The 15,632-nt window shown below is 31.3% G+C and carries 13 protein-coding genes; all 13 read left to right on the top strand.

Annotation, left to right across the window (positions count from 1 at the left end):
• Window positions 1–22: 22 nt before the first annotated feature.
• The 13 genes from thrA (at window position 23) to MED152_RS06125 (ending at window position 15,609) form a co-directional block, all read left to right on the top strand.
• Complete coding sequence (gene thrA, locus MED152_RS06190) at window positions 23–3,424, top strand: bifunctional aspartate kinase/homoserine dehydrogenase I (protein WP_015481001.1); 3,402 nt, start codon at window positions 23–25, stop codon at window positions 3,422–3,424.
• Window positions 3,425–3,471: 47 nt separating this feature from the next.
• On the top strand, window positions 3,472–4,644 hold the full coding sequence (locus tag MED152_RS06185) for a PLP-dependent aspartate aminotransferase family protein (protein ID WP_015481000.1): 1,173 nt from the start codon (window positions 3,472–3,474) through the stop codon (window positions 4,642–4,644).
• A 100-nt stretch (window positions 4,645–4,744) separates the two neighbouring features.
• Entirely contained in the window at window positions 4,745–5,956 is a 1,212-nt protein-coding gene (locus MED152_RS06180; RefSeq protein ID WP_015480999.1) for a polysaccharide lyase family 7 protein, read from the top strand.
• A gap of 29 nt (window positions 5,957–5,985) precedes the next feature.
• On the top strand, window positions 5,986–6,414 hold the full coding sequence (locus tag MED152_RS06175; protein WP_015480998.1) for an Rrf2 family transcriptional regulator: 429 nt from the start codon (window positions 5,986–5,988) through the stop codon (window positions 6,412–6,414).
• Complete coding sequence (locus MED152_RS13515) at window positions 6,415–7,647, top strand: acyloxyacyl hydrolase (RefSeq protein ID WP_015480997.1); 1,233 nt, start codon at window positions 6,415–6,417, stop codon at window positions 7,645–7,647. It begins immediately after the preceding gene.
• A 209-nt stretch (window positions 7,648–7,856) separates the two neighbouring features.
• Complete coding sequence (locus MED152_RS06160) at window positions 7,857–8,120, top strand: DUF2061 domain-containing protein (RefSeq protein WP_015480996.1); 264 nt, start codon at window positions 7,857–7,859, stop codon at window positions 8,118–8,120.
• Entirely contained in the window at window positions 8,120–8,734 is a 615-nt protein-coding gene (locus MED152_RS06155; RefSeq protein ID WP_015480995.1) for a phosphoadenosine phosphosulfate reductase family protein, read from the top strand. The genes MED152_RS06160 and MED152_RS06155 overlap by 1 nt, the downstream gene beginning before the upstream one ends.
• Window positions 8,735–8,745: 11 nt before the next feature.
• Entirely contained in the window at window positions 8,746–9,651 is a 906-nt protein-coding gene (cysD, locus tag MED152_RS06150; RefSeq protein ID WP_015480994.1) for a sulfate adenylyltransferase subunit CysD, read from the top strand.
• A gap of 78 nt (window positions 9,652–9,729) precedes the next feature.
• Window positions 9,730–10,977, top strand: a complete 1,248-nt coding sequence (locus MED152_RS06145) for a sulfate adenylyltransferase subunit 1 (RefSeq protein ID WP_015480993.1) — start codon at window positions 9,730–9,732, stop codon at window positions 10,975–10,977.
• An 87-nt stretch (window positions 10,978–11,064) separates the two neighbouring features.
• The gene (locus MED152_RS06140; RefSeq protein WP_015480992.1) at window positions 11,065–13,167 is read left to right on the top strand and encodes a HEPN domain-containing protein; all 2,103 of its coding nucleotides are present in this window, start codon (window positions 11,065–11,067) and stop codon (window positions 13,165–13,167) included.
• A gap of 5 nt (window positions 13,168–13,172) precedes the next feature.
• Window positions 13,173–13,943, top strand: a complete 771-nt coding sequence (gene cobA, locus MED152_RS06135) for a uroporphyrinogen-III C-methyltransferase (RefSeq protein ID WP_015480991.1) — start codon at window positions 13,173–13,175, stop codon at window positions 13,941–13,943.
• A 9-nt stretch (window positions 13,944–13,952) separates the two neighbouring features.
• Window positions 13,953–14,528, top strand: a complete 576-nt coding sequence (locus MED152_RS06130) for a bifunctional precorrin-2 dehydrogenase/sirohydrochlorin ferrochelatase (protein ID WP_015480990.1) — start codon at window positions 13,953–13,955, stop codon at window positions 14,526–14,528.
• A gap of 25 nt (window positions 14,529–14,553) precedes the next feature.
• Window positions 14,554–15,609, top strand: coding sequence for an NAD(P)/FAD-dependent oxidoreductase (locus MED152_RS06125; protein ID WP_015480989.1), 1,056 nt, complete (start codon window positions 14,554–14,556; stop codon window positions 15,607–15,609).
• Window positions 15,610–15,632 lie beyond the last annotated feature (23 nt).

Raw genomic sequence — 15,632 nt, 5'->3', positions numbered from 1 at the left:
GAAAAATTAAAAAAGGCCATAATTGAAACATCCATTATCACATATCAAAATAAAAGATTTTACCACAGAAGCTGGTGTAATAATTCCTGAATTAAATTTGAGCTATCAAGTTTTTGGTAAAGAATTAGGCTCAGCTCCTGTGGTTTTAATCAATCATGCATTAACAGGTAATAGTGAAGTTGCAGGTAAAAATGGTTGGTGGCAAGATATTGTAGGGAAAGAAAAAGCCATAGATACTAGTGTTTATACTGTTTTGTCTTTTAATATTCCAGGTAATGGTTTCGATGAATTTTTAATTGATAATTACAAAGATTTTATTGCAAGAGATATTGCTAAAATATTTTTATTGGGCTTATCTGCCTTAAAAATAACACAATTATTTGCTTTAATTGGTGGTTCTTTAGGAGGTGGAATTGCTTGGGAAATGGTTGTTTTGAAGAAATATTTAACACAACATTTTTTACCTATTGCTACAGACTGGAAATCTACAGATTGGTTAATAGCAAATTGCCAAATTCAAGAACAATTCTTGGTAAATTCTAGTAATCCTGTGCATGATGCAAGAATGCATGCAATGTTATGTTATAGAACTCCAGAATCTTTTAAAGAACGATTTCACAGATCTAAAAACGAAGACTCTGCTATTTTTAACGTAGAAAGTTGGTTGTTGCATCATGGAAAAAAACTGCAAGAACGTTATCAATTATCATCTTATAAATTAATGAATCAGTTATTAAAAACAATTGATGTAACTATTGGTGGTAAAAAAGATATTTCCATTTTAGATCAAATTGAGGCTAATATTCACATCATTGGTGTTGATTCTGATTTGTTTTTTACGGCAGAAGAAAATAGAGAAACGCATAAAAAATTGGCCTTAACTAAAGAAAATGTGACTTATAATGAGATTAACTCAGTACATGGCCATGATGCATTTTTAATAGAATACAATCAATTAGAAAAAATTATTGAACCAATTTTTAATAAAGATTACAAAGAAAAGAAGATGAAAGTTATAAAGTTTGGAGGCAAATCTTTAGCAAACGGAAAAGGTTTAAAAAATGCGATTGATATTATTTTAGAAAAGTATAAGAATAATGAGCAATTTACAATTGTTGCTTCTGCAAGAGGCAATTCTACCAACGAATTAGAATCTATTTTAGATTTAGCAGCAAATAAAAAAGAATATAAAACCGAGTTTTTGAACTTTAAAAAATACCAGCAACAACCTAACAGTTCAGTTGATGTATCTAAGGAATTTACAAAGTTGGAAACTATTTTTGAAGGGGTTTTTTTACTGGGAGATTTCAGCCAGAAAATTAAAGATGAGGTGCTAGCTCAAGGTGAATTATTGTCGGTAAAATTATTGGCAAGTTTATTAGAAAAAGAAGGTGTTTCTGTTAATCCTGTAGATGCAAGAGCTTTAATTATTACCAATGAAAACTTTGGTAATGCACAACCTATTCAGGCTATTTCTAAAGAAAACGTGATTCAGTTTTATAAAAATAATAAAGCTACTTTAAATATTGTTACCGGTTTTATTTCATCAAATCAAAAAGGAGAAACAACTACTTTAGGAAGAAATGGCAGCAATTATACAGCAGCTTTATTAGCCAATTTTTTAGATGCGGATGAGTTACAGAATTATACTCATGTAAATGGAATTTTTACGGCCAACCCAGATATTGTTGTTGATGCAAAGAAAATAGCGCAATTATCATATTCAGAAGCAAATGAATTAGCCAATTTTGGCGCTAATATTTTACATGCTAAAACCATTATTCCTTTACTTGAAAAGAATATCAACCTACGCATTTTAAATACATTTAATAAGGATGATCAAGGTACTTTAATAACATCAGAATCTTCTGTAAAAGGAATTAAATCTATATCAACTATAGATAATGTTTCACTGATTAATTTTGAAGGTAGAGGTTTATTGGGTAAAGTAGGTATAGATGCTCGAATTTTTAAAACTTTGAGCGATAAAAACATCAATGTTAGTATTATTGCTCAAGGTTCATCAGAGAGAGGAATAGGTTTAATTATAGAATCTGCCAAAGCCAAAGAGGCTGTTGAAGCTTTAGAAAAAGAGTTTGAGAATGATTTAAATTTACAAGATGTAAATCAAGTTTCAGTAAATAATAAAGTTGCTGTTATTTCTATTATCGGGCAAGATTTAAGCGAATTTCATCATCCTTATAATGCTTTAATTAAAAACCAAATTGTTCCACTTTTGTTTAACAATACAGTTTCTGGAAAGAACGTAAGTTTAGTTGTAAAGAAAGAAGAACTGTACAAAGCTGTAAATGTAATTCATGGTCAAGTTTTTGGAGTTACCAAAAAAATAAACATTGCTATTTTTGGTAAAGGTTTGGTTGGTGGTACTTTAATAGATCAAATTATAGAAAACACTCAATCTGTTTTAGAAAGACGTAAAATTCAATTGAATGTTTTTGCTGTTGCCAATTCTAAAAAAGTGTTGTTAACTAAAAATGGAGCTTCTAAAAATTGGAAACAAGATTTATTAAAACAAGGTGATGAAAATGCATCTGTAAAAAATATAATAGAATTTGCAAAAACACATCATTTAGAAAATTTGATAGCTGTTGATAATACTGCAAGTGAAAGTTTTGTTAGTAATTATATACCTTTAATAGAGGCAGGTTTTGATTTAGTTTCTTGTAATAAAATTGCCAACACATTATCTTTTGAGTTTTACAAAGAGGTAAGAGCAAAATTAAAAGAATATAAAAAGCAATATTTATACGAAACCAATGTTGGTGCAGGTTTACCTTTAATAGATACCATTCGTTTACTGCATGAATCTGGAGAAAATATCACCAAAATTAGAGGAGTTTTTTCTGGTAGTTTGAGTTACCTATTCAACAATTTTTCTGAGCAAGATGTTCCTTTTTCACAGGTTTTACAAGAAGCTATAGACAAAGGCTTTACAGAACCAGATCCTAGAGAAGATTTAGGAGGTAATGATGTTGCTAGAAAATTATTGATTTTAGCTAGAGAATTAGATTTAGAAAACGAATTGGACGAAGTTATCATTAAAAATTTAATTCCAGAAAACTTAAGAGAAGGTTCGTCTGAAGAATTCTTAAATCAATTAGAGGCTTTAAATGAAGATTATCAGGCTATAAAAGACAATCAAGAAAAGCATCATGTATTAAGATATATAGGAGAATTAAGTGGAGATTTATCTAAAGAAAAAGGAAATTTAGAAGTAAAATTAGTTTCTACACCTACAAGTACACCTTTGGGTTCTTTAAAAGGTTCTGATGCCATTTTTGAAATTTATACAGAATCTTATGGAGAGCAACCCATTGTAATTCAAGGAGCAGGAGCAGGAGCAAGTGTAACTGCAAGAGGTGTTTTTGGTGATATTTTAAGATTAGCAAAACATAATAATTAACACAATGTGTCATTCGGAACTTGTTTCAGAATAACGTAAAATACAGCATGAGTAATAAGAAAAATTTTGAAACAGAGGCCATCAGAAATCAGACAGAAAGAAGTCAGTTTTCTGAACATTCTACACCCTTATATTTAACCTCAAGTTTTGTTTTTGATGATGCAGAAGAAATGCGTGCATCTTTTGCAGAAGAAAAACAGCGTAATTTATATAGCCGATTTACGAATCCGAATACAAGTGAATTTGTAAATAAAATTGTAGCTATGGAAGGTGCAGAAAGTGGGTATGCCTTTGCAACAGGTATGTCTGCCATCTTCTCTACATTTGCAGCCTTACTAAATGCTGGCGATCATATTGTATCTTGTAGATCTGTATTCGGCTCTACACATAGCATGTTTACCAAATACTTGCCAAAATGGAATATTGAAACCTCTTACTTTAAGGTTAATGAAGTAGCTTTGGTAGAGAGTTTAATTCAAGAAAATACTAAGATTTTGTATGTAGAAACTCCTACAAATCCTGCAATAGATATCTTAGATTTAGAATTGATAGGGAACATCGCTAAAAAACACAATCTAATTTATATTGTTGATAATTGTTTTGCTACACCATATATACAACAACCAATTAAATTTGGTGCAGATTTGGTTATACATTCGGCTACCAAATTAATTGATGGTCAAGGAAGAGTTTTGGGTGGAGTAACAGTTGGTAAAGAAGATTTGATTCGTGAAATCTATTTATTTGCCAGAAATTCTGGGCCAGCTATGTCACCATTTAATGCTTGGGTTTTATCAAAAAGTTTAGAAACTTTAGCTATTAGAGTAGAGAAACATTGTGAAAATGCTTTGAAGGTGGCCGAGTTTTTAGAGAATAATATTAAAGTTGATTTGGTAAAATATCCTTTTTTAGAATCTCATCCTCAGTTTAAAGTGGCTAAACAACAAATGAAATTAGGAGGTAATATTGTTGCTTTCGAAATTAAGGGCGGAATTGAAGCTGGTAGAAAATTCTTAAACAAAATAAAAATGTGTTCATTATCTGCAAATTTAGGAGATACTAGAACCATTGTGACGCATCCATCTTCTACAACACATGGGCGTTTGTCAGAAGAAGATCGATTAGAAGTTGGTATTACTAATGGATTAGTTCGAGTTTCTGTTGGTTTAGAAAATGTGGTTGATATCATAGAAGATTTAGCTCAAGCTTTAGAGGATTAAAAATTCAATTATGTAGAAATTCAAATTTTAAGATTTAATTATTAAAATTGGTTAACCAATTTTGTATTTTTATAAAAAAATAAAATTTAGCTTGATTTCTATGAAATATGTATTCAAAATAAGTCTTTTAAGTATTGTGTTTTTTACATTTTTATCTTGTAGTTCATCAGAACCAATAGATGAAGTTATTACACAAGATCAACTAACGGTTTCTACCTTAAATACATTTTCTGCAGATCAAGAATCACAATCATTAGAAATTACTGCCAATTTATATTGGTACACAGAAAGTGATTTAAATTGGCTTACAATCTCTCCTAGGTTTGGTACAAATGATGGTACAGTAAATATTACAGCAGCATCCAACCCAAACTTCGAAGAACGTTCAGGAACTATAAAAGTTATTGGTGGTAACTTAACTAGAAATGTTACAATAACTCAAGAAGCAAAGGTGGATAATGGAGGTGTTTTAGATCCTAACAAAACTCCAGCTCAAAATTTCGATTTATCTACTTGGAAGTTGAATACTCCAGAAAATAATGGAAGTGGTTTTTCTAAAACTATTTCTGTAAGTGAAATTAATGGCGGTTATGAAGATGATAATTATTTTTATACAGGTACTGATGGTGGTCTGGTTTTTAAATGTCCAGTAGAAGGTTTTAAAACTTCCGCTAATACAAGTTATACTAGAGTTGAATTGAGAGAAATGCTAAGAGGTACAGACACTAGCATTCCTACTCAAGGCGTAAATAAAAATAATTGGGTTTTTGGTTCATCACCAACTTCAGATAAAAATGCTGCAGCTGGTTTTGATGGAGAAATGAATGTAACTTTAGCTGTAAATCATGTTACAACAACAGGTAGTTCAAGTCATGTAGGTAGAGTAATTATAGGGCAAATTCATGCCAATGATGATGAACCTGTAAGATTATACTACAGAAAATTACCAAATAACACTTTAGGCGCTATTTATTTTGCTCATGAACCTAGAGATGGTTTTGGTAGCGAACAATGGTATGATATGATTGGTTCTAGAAGCAATTCAGCAGCCAACCCAACAGATGGTATCCCTTTAGATGAAAAATTTTCTTATCAAATTAAAACTGTTAATAATACACTTACAGTTACCATTTCTAGAGAAGGAAAACCAGATGTTGTAGAAACTGTAGATATGTCTAATAGTGGTTTTGATCAAACTGGTCAATACCAATATTTTAAGGCAGGTTTATATCATGTAAATAATTCAGGTGCTGCAACAGATTATGCTCAAGCTACATTTTATCAAATAGAAAAATCGCATACAACAAACTAGGTTAGCTAGAATTTGTTTACTTTAGATTCATGCTTTCTAAAAAAACAAAATACGGAATTAAAGCGCTTACTTATTTAGCAAAACAAGAGCATAAAATGCCTATTGCTATTGCTACAATTTCTAAAAGTGAAAATATTTCATTAAAGTTTCTAGAAAGTATTTTACTTACCCTTCGTAAAAACGGTTTGTTAGGTTCTAAAAAAGGAAAGGGAGGTGGATATTACCTGCTTAAAAAACCAGACGAAATTCTAATGACAACGATTATGAGAATTTTAGAGGGGCCAATTTCTATGGTGCCTTGTGTGAGTTTAAATTTCTATGAAAAGTGCGATGATTGTCCAGATGAAAATGCCTGTGCTGTGCATAAGTTAATGATTCAAGTTAGAGACAATACCCTTCAAATTTTTAGAAACACGACTTTAGCAGATTTAACCATTAATGCATCTAATCAAGAATAGATGAATATTAAATGGCAACAAATTGTATTAGCTACATTGTTGATTTTTTCAATGAATCAAGGATTTTCTCAAGAAGAAAATACAGAGAAAACCAAATTTACAGAGTTCTTAGCCAAATCATATTACAGCATCAATTTTGGAGCTATTTTTTATCCTTTTTCTAATGACAATTTAATAGACGGATTTGAAACTGAAACCTTTAGTAAAAACAGGTTTTCAGGTAGAATGTTATTGGGTTATAAAATAAAAAATAATTTATCTGCACAATTTGGAGTTATAAGACCAGCTTCTTGGTTCAAATACGATAATGTAAACAATATTGGTTATGATAGAAGTGTTTGGATTAATGCCTGGAGTTTATCTTTAAAAAAAGACTTTAACTTAACAGATAAAATGTCTGTTTATGCAGAGGCAGGTATTGCAAATGTTACAAGAATTGGTTTTTCTATTAATGAACAGGTGATTTACGAAGATGCACATTTTGCAAGTTTTCTCTACGGATTTGGTTTGCAGTATTGGTTGTCTAACAGATGGCGATTGTCTGCAAATGGTACATTTATGCCCAAGTCAGATAAATACAATCAACCTTCTATATCACAAGCATCGCTAGGCTTTGAATACCATTTACAGCAAGTAGATGATAAAACTGCAGAAGAATATGCGAACAACGAATATTTTTTTCCAAAAAATATCTTTCAGGTCAGTTATGGAACAGGAGCTTTAGGCTTTGGTATGAACGAGTTTTTTTCGATGAATGTTAAAGTCGGTAATTTCGAGAGTTTTGGAATTCCTGTTTTTTGGTTGGGTGATGTAAAAGCACAACATGCTTTTTCATTAACTTATCAAAGATTGATATATAGATCTGAAAAGATTTTTTCATTAGATTGGGGTGTAAGTGCAACTTATTTTCAATCTCAGCAAGGCAAATCAGATGTGTTTGCTTTCTCTATTTTTCCTGTACTTCGTTTTTATTTATATAGAAACAAAAACTATGATTTTTATACAAATTATTCAATTATTGGTCCAGCTTTTATATCTAAACAGGATATAGATGGTTTTGAAACAGGCCCAAAAATTACCTATCAAGATACCATGGGTTTTGGAGTTTTCTTCGGAAAAGAGAGAGCTTATAACTTCGAGTTAAGAATTATGCATTATTCAAATGGTAACATTTTTACTAGAAATGCCGGTGTTGCTATACCTATTCAGTTTACATTGGGTAAAACTTTTTAGTTTATTTCTACTTTTCTTCTAATTATTTTAATCTAAACAAAATTTCAACTGATATATTCTTAAATAAGTTTGATTATTTTTATTAATCTACTAAATCTATAGGGTTTATCTAAAATAAGATTGATAATCACTCTGTTTTGAATTTAATTGATGTATGTTTGCATACTCTACTAAATAGGTAGGGTAATAAAAAATAGAATAAATAATACATGATTTTAGACCAAGTTTTACTTAATAAGAAATCAGAAAATAAAGGTTTTAAAGAAGATAAAATATCCGAAAAACCTATAAGAAGTGTTATAAAAGCTTTGAGTTGGAGAGTTGTTGGTACATTAGATACATTAATAGTTTCTTATATACTTACAGGTAAAATTGCGTTGGCAACTTCAATAGCATCCATTGATTTTATCACAAAACTTATACTCTATTTTTTTCATGAAAGAATTTGGAACACCATTAAATGGGGAAAATAATGAACCTAGATTTAGATAATATAAATAAAGATTTGCAAGACAAAAGTCCTGCTGAAATTATTGCTTGGGCTATTTCAATTGCAGAAAAACCAGTTATTACCACCAATTTTAGGCCTTATGAAGTGGCTATTTTAAATGCTGTAACTGAAGTAGAAAAAAATATAAAAGTCATTTGGTGTGACACTGGTTACAATACCGTTCAAACCTATAAACACGCTGAAGAAATTATAGAAAAATTGAACTTAAACATTCAGTTGTATACGCCTAAACAAACAACAGCTCATAGAAATGTTGTTTTAGGGGTGCCTTCAATAGACGATACAAAACATGCTTTATTTACTCAGCAGGTTAAACTTGAACCTTTTACTAGAGCTATGAAAGAGCATCAGCCAGATGTTTGGTTTACTAATCTCAGAAAAGGACAAACTGCTTTTAGAGATAGCATTGATATTGTTTCTGTAAGCAAAGATGGTATTGTAAAAGTGAGCCCATTTTACCATTGGTCAGATGAAGAATTAGATGCGTATTTAGTAGAAAAGAATTTACCTAATGAATTCACCTATTTCGACCCAACCAAAGTAGAAAGTAATAGAGAATGTGGTTTACATATATAAAAAATATGATTATGAATCAAAATACGATACAAGTAGACGCTTTAGAAAGTGAAGCCATATATATATTTAGAGAAGTACAAGCACAATTCGAAAAACCCGTGCTACTTTTTTCTGGAGGTAAAGACAGCATCACTTTAGTGCGTTTAGCGCAAAAAGCATTTTATCCAGCAAAAATTCCTTTTCCATTATTACATATAGATACAGGTCATAATTTTCCTGAAACGATTGAATTTAGAGATCGATTGGCAAAAGAATTAGGAGTAGAATTAATTGTTAGAAATGTGCAAGACAATATCGATTCTGGAAGAGTAAAAGAAGAATCAGGTAGGTATGCCAGCAGAAACATGTTGCAAACAGAAACGCTATTAGATGCCATAGAAGAATTTGGTTTTGATGCCTGTATTGGTGGTGCAAGAAGAGATGAAGAAAAAGCTAGGGCAAAAGAAAGAATTTTTTCTGTTAGAGATGATTTCGGACAATGGGATGAAAAAAATCAAAGACCAGAGGTTTTTGATATGTTAAATGGTAGAATTGATTTAGGCCAAAACGTACGTGTTTTTCCAATTTCTAACTGGACAGAGTTAGATGTTTGGTCTTACATAAAACAAGAAAATATCGAAATTCCATCTATCTATTTTGCTCATAAACGCAAAACTTTTGTAAGAGATGGCATGATTTGGTCTGCTGCAGATGAAGTAGTGTATAGAGATGAAGAGGAAGAGGTGGTAGAAAGAATGGTACGTTTTAGAACAGTTGGTGATATGAGTTGTACTGCAGCTGTTTTATCTGAAGCAGTAGATATTTCGAAGGTAGTAGAAGAAATTAGAGATTCCTCCATTTCTGAAAGAGGTGCAAGAATTGATGACAAGCGTTCAGAGGCTGCAATGGAAAAGAGAAAACAACAGGGATATTTTTAAAAAGTAGCCTTTAGTAGAAAATTAAATCGATTACAAATTAAGCTAAAAGCCAAAATCTTTTAGTGAACAGCTTATAAAATGAAAGTATTAAAAATAGCAACAGCAGGTAGTGTGGATGATGGTAAAAGTACTTTAATAGGTAGAATTTTATACGACACAAAATCACTTACAGATGATAAATTAGAGGCTATAGAAGAAAAAAGCAAACAAAGAGGTTTTGATTATTTAGATTTTTCTTTGGCCACAGATGGTTTAGTTGCAGAACGTGAACAAGGTATTACCATAGATGTAGCTCATATTTACTTTTCAACACCTAGTAAAAGTTTCATTATTGCAGATACTCCAGGTCATATAGAATATACCAGAAATATGGTTACAGGTGCTTCTACAGCACAAGTTTCAATAGTTTTAATTGATGCAAGAAATGGAGTTGTAGAGCAAACTTACAGACACTTTTTTATCAATAATTTATTAAGAATTAAAAATGTGGTAATTGCCATAAATAAAATGGATTTGGTAGATTATTCTGAAGAGAAATACAATATCATTAAGGGAGAAATTGAATATTTATCTAGTAAAAGCGAGTATAAAGGTCAGAACTTAACATTTATTCCTTTATCAGCTTTAAAGGGTGATAATGTAGTAGATCACTCAGAAAATATGAGTTGGTACAAGGGTTCAACATTAATGCATCACTTAGAGAATTTAGAAACACACGATATAAATGATGAGTCTCAAACTCGTTTTCCAGTGCAGACAGTTATCAGACCTAAAACAAACGAATATCATGATTTTAGAGGTTATGCAGGTAAAGTTTATGGAGGCGATTTAGAAATAGGAGAAGAAATTACTGTATTGCCATCAAAAACAAGGTCTAAAATTAAAAGCATTCATTTTTTTGATAAAGAATATACCAAAGCTAAAAGTGGCAGTTCTGTAACTATTACATTAGAAGATAATGTAAATGTAAGTAGAGGAGATATGTTGGTTAAGGTTGCACAAGAACCAACCATTACCAAACAATTAGATGCTACTATTTGTTGGATGGATAAAGATCCACTGCAAGCCTCACAGAAATACTACATCAAACATGGTGTGAATGATGGGCAAGCCAAAGTAACATACTTGTCAAGCATCATAAAAACAGACTTTTCAGGAATTGAAGAAAATCCGTCAGCTTTAGAATTAAATCAAATTGGAGATATTCAATTAAAACTAAGCAAACCTTTGTTGGTAGACAGTTATAAAGAGAATAAATCTAATGGATCTTTTATTCTAATCAATCCAAAAACAAACAATACTGTTGGTGTTGGTTTTATAAAATAAGAAAAAGAAGAAAGGAAGTTAAGAAAGCATAAAGTTGAAAAATGCAACTTTTCAACTTTCATGCTTTCGCAATTTAAACAAAGTGCCATGCAAAGTTTTAGAACAGAAATAGAAAATCCGGTTGTAGAAAAAGATATTATTGAGTTAGCAGATAAAATTGCAGCTTTTAATAATCTACAAATTGATGAAGAAAAATTTAGAAGTTTACGTTTAGCTAGGGGTGTGTATGGTCAGCGTCAGCAAGGAGTTCAGATGATTCGTATAAAATTGCCTTATGGTAAAGTTAAAAGTCATCAATTAAAAAGAATTGCAGGTGTTTCTGATGAATATTCTAGAGGAAGATTACACATTACAACTCGTCAAGACATTCAAATTCATTATGTAGATTTAAATAGAACTCCAGAGTTATGGGCAGAACTAGAAAGAGATAATGTAACCTTAAGAGAGGCTTGTGGTAATACAGTAAGAAATGTAACAGCATCAGAAACTGCAGGTATAGATGTAAACGAACCTTTTGATGTATCTCCCTATGCAGATGCACTTTTTCGTTTCTTTTTAAGAAACCCAATTTGTCAAGAAATGGGCCGTAAATTCAAGGTTTCTTTTTCTGCGTCAGATGAAGATACTGGTTTATCTTATATGCACGATTTAGGTTTTATTGCTAAAATAGAAAACGGAATTCGTGGTTTTAAGGTGATGATTGGTGGAGGATTAGGCTCACAGCCAAGACATGCAGATTTGTTATACGAATTTGTGGCTAGTGATAAAATAATTCCTTTAATGGAGGGTGTTTTAAGGATTTTTGATAGATATGGAGAACGTAAAAGTAGAGCCAAAGCTAGAATGAAATTCTTATTAAAAGATATAGGTTTAGATGCCTTTAGAGATTTAATACTACAAGAACAAAAAGCAATTCAATTTAAATCTGTAGCAATAGATGCTGATGCTTATGAAGTTTCAAAACCTGTAAATGTTGATGCGCCTAATGCTATAATTAAAGATGAAAAAGCTTTCGAATTGTGGAAATCGACCAATTTAATTCCGCAAAAACAAGAAGGTTATGTTGCCATAGGTATTAAGGTTTTGTTAGGTGATTTTTATACAGATAAGGCAAGATTATTGGCAGATTTAGTAGAAAATTATGCAGCAGGAGAAATAAGATTGTCTTTGCGTCAAAACATATTAATTCCGTTTGTAAAACAAGAATTAGTGCCTTTCTTTTATCAAGAATTGCAGAAACTAGATTTTGTAGAACCTGGTTACAATAAAGCAGTAGATATTACAGCTTGTCCAGGTACAGATACTTGTAATTTAGGCATTGCAAGTAGCACAGGAATTGCAGAAGAGCTAGAAAAAGTTATTGCCAATGAATATCCACAATACTTAGAAAACCAAGATTTAGTAATTAAAATAAGTGGTTGTATGAATGCTTGTGGGCAACACAATATGGCCAATATTGGTTTTCAAGGAATGTCTGTAAGAACTCCAGAAAAACTTGTTGCACCTGCTTTACAAGTGCTTTTAGGAGGTGGAAATTTAGGAAATGGGAAAGGAATTTTCGCAGATAAAGTAGTAAAGGTACCAAGTAGAAGAGGCCCAGAAGCAATGCGTAGAATTCTTAACGATTTCGAAAAAAATGCAAACGGTTTACAATTTGTGGAGTATTATAAAGAAAAAGGAGAAAAGTATTTCTACAATTTTCTAAATGATCTGCAAGATACAAGCAATTTAACTCAAGAAGATTTTATTGATTGGGGTAATAACGAGGTTTATAAAAAAGAAATCGGAATTGGAGAATGTGCAGGCGTTGTTATTGATTTAATTGCAACTCTATTTTTAGAAAGCGAAGAAAAAATAGACAAAGCAAAAGAGTCGTTTGTAAACTCTGTGTATTCTAGTTCTATTTATCATGCTTACAGCTCTTTAGTGAATTCAGCAAAAGCAATGTTGTTGGCAGAAAATATTAAAACGAACTCACAAGCAAATATCATAAAACAGTTTGATGAATATTATATCACATCAAACAAAATCAGTTTAGAAGGTTCTTTTGCTGATTTAATTTATCAAATAAATAAATATGCACCTAAAGAAGAATTTGCTAAAAAGTATATTAAAGATGCTGAAGCTTTTTTAGAAAAAGTAAGATTATTTAGAGAAGAATCAGTAGCAAAAACCGTGGTTAATAATTAAAAATTATGAAGGTAAAAACACCAAAATTAACAGTGGTTGGAGCAGGTCCTGGAGATGTAGATTTAATAACAATCAAGGCAATAAAAGTTTTAAAATCTGCTGATGTTGTTTTGTATGATGCTCTTGTTAATGCTGATTTGTTAGCATATGTAAATCCGAATGCAGAACTTATTTTTGTAGGTAAAAGATTAGGTTGTTATAAATATCAACAAGAACAAATTAATGATTTAATTGTAGCTAGAGCAAAATCTCATGGTCATGTAGTACGTTTAAAAGGCGGAGATCCTTTCATTTTTGGCAGAGGTGCAGAGGAAATGGAATTTGCTGCAAATGAAAATATTAAAGTAGCAGTTGTGCCTGGTATATCTTCTTCTTTAGCAGTACCAGCTTATCAAAATATACCCTTAACAAAAAGAGGTAGTTCAGAAAGTTTTTGGGTAATTACTGGTACTACAAAAGAGCATCAAATTTCAGGCGATGTAAAGTTAGCAGCAAAATCTAATGCAACAGTGGTGGTTTTAATGGGTATGAGCAAGTTGCCTCAAATTGTAAAATTGTTTAAAAATGAAGGGAAACATAATTTACCTGTAGCCATAATTCAAGATGGTACAACTTCTAGAGAAAAAGTTGGGATAGGTACAGTAGACACTATTTTAGAGGTTGTTCAAGAGAAAAAGCTAAGCAATCCTGCAATTATTGTTTTGGGTGAAGTGGTCAATCATAGGGCTATTTTACAAAGCGTAAGTCAAGCTCAACTAAGTCCTATAGCTGTTTAAAAACTTGGTATGGAAAGAAATAATTTGTACCCAATTTTTTTAAAGGCGAGAAATTTAAACTTCCTAATTGTGGGTGGTGGTTTTGTTGCAGAAGAAAAGTTGACATTTTTGTTAAAGTCTAGTCCTGATGCAAAGGTTGTTATGGTTTCTCCTATGTTTAGAAAAGGAACCATAGAGCTAGCAAAGAAAGGATGTGTAACTTTAATAGAAGATGTCTACAATAAAAAATATTTAGAAGGACGACATATTGTTGTGGCTACAACAGATATTCCAGAAATAAATGTACAAGTTTGGAAAGATTGTAGAGCCTTATCAAAATTGGTAAATGTTGCTGATAATCCTCCCTATTGCGATTTTTATATGGGTGGAATTGTTACTAAAGGCAATGTTAAAGTGGCAATTTCTACCAATGGAAAATCGCCAACCACAGCCAAAAGATTGCGTCAGTTTTTTGAGGAAATAATTCCAGAAAATATAGACGATTTAGTAAAAAATTTAAATAAATATCGAAAAACCATTAAAGGAGGTTTCGAAGAAAAAGTTGAAAAGCTAAACGAATTCACAAAAAGTTTAGTTGAAAATTAAAATAGCGAAAAGTAAATTAAGAAAAATGATTACTACAGATATATTGATAATTGGTGCAGGACCAACAGGATTGTTTACCATTTTTGAAGCGGGTTTATTAAAGTTAAAATGTCATTTAATTGATGCCTTGCCACAACCTGGAGGTCAGTGTTCAGAAATTTATCCTAAGAAACCCATTTATGATATTCCTGCTTATCCAGAAATTTTAGCAGGAGATTTAACTGCAAAACTTTTAGAACAAACCAAGCAGTTTGAGCCTGGTTTTACATTAGGAGAAAGGGCAGAAACCATAGACAAACAAGAAGATGGTTCTTTTATTGTTACCACTAATAAAGGTACAAAGCATCATGCAAAAGTTGTTGCAATTGCAGGTGGTTTAGGGTCTTTTGAACCTAGAAAACCACAAATAGAAAATTTAGCTAAGTTTGAAGATAAAGGTGTGGAATATATTATTAAAGAGCCAGAATTATATCGTGATAAAAAAGTAGTCATTTCTGGTGGTGGAGATTCTGCTTTAGATTGGGCTATTTTCTTAGCTGATGTTGCATCAGAAGTTACTTTAATTCATAGAAGAAATGAATTTAGAGGTGCTTTAGATTCTGTAGAAAAAGCACAAGAATTAAAGAATTTAGGCAAAATCAATATCATAACTCCAGCAGAAGTTAAAGGTATTTTGGGTGATGAAAAAGTAACAGGAGTTGTAGTAGAGAAAAAAGGCGAAGATGGCTTTATCATAGATACAGACCATTTTATTCCACTATTTGGTTTGTCACCAAAATTAGGATCAATTGCAAATTGGGGTTTAGAAATAGAGAAAAATGCTATTAAAGTAAATAATGCTTTAGACTATCAAACAAATGTTCCTGGTATTTATGCAATTGGAGATGTAAATACATATCCAGGTAAATTAAAACTAATTTTATGTGGTTTCCATGAGGCTACATTGATGTGTCAAAGTGCTTATAAAAGAATCTTTCCTGATAAAAAATACGTAATGAAATATACTACAGTTGGCGGTGTACAAGGTTTTGATGGTACTAAGAAAGAAGCACCAAAAGCAGTAATTAAAGCAATTCAATAAGGGTATATTGTTAGGTTTGCGTA

It is taken from the genome of Polaribacter sp. MED152 (genome assembly GCF_000152945.2).
GTDB lineage: Bacteria > Bacteroidota > Bacteroidia > Flavobacteriales > Flavobacteriaceae > Polaribacter.
This window is presented reverse-complemented; position numbering and strand designations above follow the sequence as displayed.

What these genes read in the sequence shown, in the direction of transcription:
- cobA (WP_015480991.1), top strand. Translation starts at nt 13,173, where the DNA reads ATGAAGGTAAAAACACCAAAATTAACAGTGGTTGGAGCAGGTCCTGGA.
- MED152_RS06185 (WP_015481000.1), top strand. Translation starts at nt 3,472, where the DNA reads ATGAGTAATAAGAAAAATTTTGAAACAGAGGCCATCAGAAATCAGACA.
- MED152_RS06175 (WP_015480998.1), top strand. Translation starts at nt 5,986, where the DNA reads ATGCTTTCTAAAAAAACAAAATACGGAATTAAAGCGCTTACTTATTTA.
- MED152_RS06155 (WP_015480995.1), top strand. Translation starts at nt 8,120, where the DNA reads ATGAACCTAGATTTAGATAATATAAATAAAGATTTGCAAGACAAAAGT.
- MED152_RS06140 (WP_015480992.1), top strand. Translation starts at nt 11,065, where the DNA reads ATGCAAAGTTTTAGAACAGAAATAGAAAATCCGGTTGTAGAAAAAGAT.
- MED152_RS06125 (WP_015480989.1), top strand. Translation starts at nt 14,554, where the DNA reads ATGATTACTACAGATATATTGATAATTGGTGCAGGACCAACAGGATTG.
- MED152_RS06180 (WP_015480999.1), top strand. Translation starts at nt 4,745, where the DNA reads ATGAAATATGTATTCAAAATAAGTCTTTTAAGTATTGTGTTTTTTACA.
- MED152_RS06130 (WP_015480990.1), top strand. Translation starts at nt 13,953, where the DNA reads ATGGAAAGAAATAATTTGTACCCAATTTTTTTAAAGGCGAGAAATTTA.
- MED152_RS13515 (WP_015480997.1), top strand. Translation starts at nt 6,415, where the DNA reads ATGAATATTAAATGGCAACAAATTGTATTAGCTACATTGTTGATTTTT.
- MED152_RS06160 (WP_015480996.1), top strand. Translation starts at nt 7,857, where the DNA reads ATGATTTTAGACCAAGTTTTACTTAATAAGAAATCAGAAAATAAAGGT.
- cysD (WP_015480994.1), top strand. Translation starts at nt 8,746, where the DNA reads ATGAATCAAAATACGATACAAGTAGACGCTTTAGAAAGTGAAGCCATA.
- MED152_RS06145 (WP_015480993.1), top strand. Translation starts at nt 9,730, where the DNA reads ATGAAAGTATTAAAAATAGCAACAGCAGGTAGTGTGGATGATGGTAAA.